This is a genomic window from Paraburkholderia podalyriae, assembly GCF_014397785.1.
Taxonomy (GTDB): domain Bacteria; phylum Pseudomonadota; class Gammaproteobacteria; order Burkholderiales; family Burkholderiaceae; genus Paraburkholderia; species Paraburkholderia podalyriae.
On sequence record NZ_VZQQ01000156.1, the window covers coordinates 1 to 4,104 of the forward strand.

A 4,104-nucleotide genomic window follows, 5' to 3' on the forward strand; every position below is an offset into this window, starting at 1 on the left:
ATCCGATAGCTGTAGAAATGCCATTGATTCACGCAACAGTGATCAGGTACCAAATGGTACGAAGCCGTTGCGTCGAATTCGTGAAAGGAACGGGAAATCCGCAACGCTCTTTCCCGTACCACTGATGGTGATAACTTTTATTATGTAAAATCAGGTTCCTCAGAAACCTGGAAACGCCGGGCCTGCGGTGCGAGGCTGCGTCCTCATCAAGCATGAGAGTGTCGGGATTGTAATGAGATGGACCCGCGCCGTACGCGAGACGAAGATAACGGCGGGCACAGCGATCCTTCACTCAACCACATAGCCTGCCACGACAGTGTATGCGCTGGCGTAGGGACAGCAGGCCTATATGCCGCCTCCGCTGCGCGTTCAGTACCTCCCCGGTGGTCGAACCCGCGTACGTGGCAGCGGCCGCGGTGCAACCGCTCAGCGCTCCGGTCTGGCGACGGTGGCGGGTGATGAGCTATCGAGGCGGCTGGCGCCAGGCGATGGAAAGGGAAACGGACCGGATCCGGCCCGGGGTCGCAAACCTCCGCTCGTGGGCCGCGTTGCCGCAGAGCCGACGGTCGGATTGCTCGTCCTGGAACAGGGGGCTCGGGTGCAAATCGGAAGGGTCGGTGAGTTACCCTAGGTTTTTTGACGGCACGAGCCGCCAATGAGTACGCTGAAAGACTTCAACTGATTGTTCAACGGCCGCCACTTCGACCGCGAAGTCATCGTTCTGTGTGTTCGTTGGTACCTTCGTTACAAGCTCAGCCTTCGAGACCTCGTTGAAATGATGGCCGAACGCGGCCTGCCGCTGGCGCACACGACAATCATGCGCTGGGTCAAACGCTTCACGCCGGAGTTCGTCAAGCGTTGGAATCGGTTTGCGAGATCCGCTGGTCGTTCATGGCGAGTCGACGAGACGTATGTGAAGGTCCGTGGCAAATGGGCCTATCTTTACCGCGCAGTTGACCGGACAGGAAAGACGGTCGATTTTCGGCTCAGCGCCAAGCGCGATGTCGCTGCGGCCAAGGCCTTCTTCGCGAAAGCGATCAGGAGTCAAGGGCTCGCTCCGAAAATCATCACGCTGGACGGCTACGCGGCGTCTCACCCCGCGGTGCGCGAAATGAAGGCTGACGAGTTGCTGCCGGAGGAGACGACGTTGCGATCGTCGAAGTACTTGAACAACTTGATAGGGCAGGACCATCGCAATATCAAGTCCAGGGTCTATGCAGTGCTCGGCTTCAAACGTTTCAGGAATGCGGCCACTACGATCGCCGGCATCGAAATGATGCATCGTATTCGAAAAGGTCAGTTTGATCTCACGAATCTGCGCCTCAAAGATACCACTGCGCCCGTGGTTTGGAAGGCGGTCCTTTCCGCTCGATCAGGTAGCGGCGAATACGCCGTCTTTCGCTCGCCGCTGAAATTTGCAACAGAGCCGTGCATCAAGGCTTCCGGTGCAACCAGTCCCGCATCGGATGGGTGTCCAGCCAACGGAGTTGGCGGCCCCTGTGATGTTCACGTCTGTAGTGCTCCGCCACCAAGATGGCAGCCATAATCAGTACGATTGCCCCCAGCATCACTCCCGAAATTGATTCAGCCATGGCGACCTCCCTTGTCGAGTCACAACCATGCTTACAGTTTAGGCGCTGCGTTCGCGAAATGGGTGCCCTGCTTATCCGTCTTGCTGGTGCACTTGCCGCCTTTCGTCCCCGAGACCGCGAAGGATGCGAAACACTTCCATAAGCCTGGCGCGTTTCTGTCCTGGCTTTTGCCCTGCTTGTCGTGCCCACAAACGGGTGTGCTATGAGGGGTAGCGGAGCCAGCCGAACAGCATGGCGAGCCCATGCAGTCGCAGGCCACTCTGCGATGATCGGCGCGGCGGCCTTCGTGCTCTACAGTTGCGCCCGATACGTGAAGGCTGCTCTCCGCCTCCTTAACCGCCTTATCGATCTCCGTACCAAACTCCGTGTTCCGCACTTCACGTCGGGCGCACAGTGTTTTTTCGAGCCACTCGCCTTACCCGGCGGGAACGGTCGCGCGCACAAGCTCGGTGACGGCCTGCGCGATCAGCGCTTCGGATTTTTTGCGGCGTTCAGGGCGAAATAGCATCCCCCGTACCCGTAACGGACCTGCTCTCACGACACCGTCGAACGTAGTTGTAGGGAAAGAAAACTATAATGGCGCGGCCTGTTCACTTTCGGATCGGTCGCATGATGTGTCCCTCTCATGCTGCACAACAGTATTGGGTGTCCTGACCGTCTGCCTTGGGACCCCTTCTTCGCTCGAACCGATCCACCCTATTTCAGCCATGCATACTCAATTCCGCTTTTCCTCCGCGGCTTTCGTGCTTGCGCTTGCGAGCGCACTGTCTGCGTGCTCGACACCGAAGCCGCTTTACCAGCAAGAACAGTTCGACGCAGGCGATAGCCCCTATATGCACAAGTTCGCCGCGAAGACAGAGCCCGCCTGCGAAGCCGCCCGCCGTGCGTTGCTCAGCCAGGGATATATCGCCAGTTCGACCAGGCCCGATTCGGTCGACGGCTCGAAAAATTTCCAGCCCACCAGCGATGCGCACGCGGTGATCGAAATCCATGTGGTCTGTACTACCGACGACACTGGAGGCAACAGCAGTACCGCGTACGTGAACGCGGTGCAGGATCGCTACGCGCTGAAGAAGAGCAACACGTCGGCGAGCGTCGGACTGAGCGTGTTCGGATCGCTGTCGCTGCCGATCGGCTCAAGCGATGATTCGATGGTGAAAGTTGCGAGCGAGACGATTCCTGCCGGCATTTTCTATCAGCGTTTCTTTGCGCTAGTCGACCACTACCTCAAGGCCGACTCCGCCCAGCCGGGCGCCGTCGCCGCCGCGGCAGCGCCGAAGGAGGCGCTGCCGTCGATGAACGACGCCGTGCCCCCGATCGGAGCAGCCCAGACAGGTAATGATTCGGAGAAAGCGACGAGCGCCAGGTAAGCGTCGACGGTACCGCGCGCTCGAACGCCTGCAGCAGGGCCGGGACCGGCTGGCGAGTCTCGCCCAGATCGCCGGCATCGTGCGCCGTGACCGTCCCGTGGTCGACGGCCCGCTCGCGCTGCGACGCGTAGAGTGGCGCGAGCGCCTCGCGCACCACGGGGCGAGCGCCTGTCGCATCAGTTCGAGATCGACCGGCCGGTTCTCCGCACTGCCCTGCTGCGAGATCGGCGCGAGCGCCTGCGCGCGCAGGATCGCTTGCTGGACCGTCGGTGCACTCGGATGGCGCTGGACGCCAACCTGCGGCGCGATCGCGCAGCAGCCGGCTGTAGGTGCTCGCGCCAAACACACGGCCGGTAATCGCCCGAACCTCCGCGATCAGTCCATCCAGAAAGCGCGGGTTGTCGCGTGGGGAATCCCGGTCGATCGCCGCGATGCCATTCATGATCGCGGGCAGCTGTGCGTCGTTCCACTCATCCGGGGTCGGCCCATCCTCAGCTCCTCATCGCCCGTCAGAAAAGCGCGCCCTGGCGCGGATCGCGCGCCGGCGGCTTCCACGCCTTCAGCGGCCGCGCGGACTGGCGCCGCTCCATTTTTCCCTACTGGACATTACCGCGTTTATGTCGCATTGCGTCTTGGACGGAGATTCCTGGCGCAAGCCGGCACTGAAAACGACGTGGCCACGCAACAAGGGGTTATAAGCCGGAACCACAGAAGTTGTGGTAGTCGTTGCCTTTCAACGCGTTACGAGAGATCCAAATAAGCGCTAACCTGCTGGATCAAAACGACATCGAAAATTTCTGTGGTTCCGGCTTACAACCCCTTCATCGGCGAAGACCCGCGTCGACGAGCACTGATCAGTCGACGTCGGCGAAGAGGCGCTTGGCGGTGAGCGCCATCGTCACGTCGAGCTCGCTGCGGATGATGTCGAGCGCGCGCGTGACGCCGCGCCGGCCGCCAGCGCCGAGCCCGTAGAGAAACGGATGGTCGATGTAGACGCCTCTTGCGCCCGATAGCGCGAGGGTGTAAAAATTTTTGTGTAAACGGTCATTTGGCAGGAAACTGTCAGCAACAGGAGCACAGATGACCGTAGCGAAACGCAACAAAAGAGAAAAACCCGATCCTGAACTCGTCAAGCTGGCAGA

At 60.3% G+C, this 4,104-nt stretch carries 2 protein-coding genes and 1 pseudogene; 2 read left to right on the plus strand and 1 reads right to left on the minus strand.

The genetic code is table 11. The features are described 5' to 3' along the window. Nucleotides 1-682 precede the first annotated feature (682 nt). Together F6X42_RS41850 and F6X42_RS46265 are read left to right on the plus strand one after the other, a co-directional pair. Nucleotides 683-1,303 (plus strand): annotated as a pseudogene (locus tag F6X42_RS41850) (IS6 family transposase); the annotation flags it as partial. Nucleotides 1,304-1,957: 654 nt separating this feature from the next. Continuing rightward, nucleotides 1,958-2,962 (plus strand): DUF2242 domain-containing protein, encoded by a 1,005-nt coding sequence (locus F6X42_RS46265; protein WP_376776531.1) that lies wholly within the window; start codon nucleotides 1,958-1,960, stop codon nucleotides 2,960-2,962. A gap of 854 nt (nucleotides 2,963-3,816) precedes the next feature. Here the strand turns inward: F6X42_RS46265 and F6X42_RS41860 are convergent. After that, nucleotides 3,817-4,104, minus strand: a 288-nt coding sequence (locus tag F6X42_RS41860) for an alpha-hydroxy-acid oxidizing protein (protein WP_187639618.1), incomplete at its 5' end; no start/stop codon positions are given.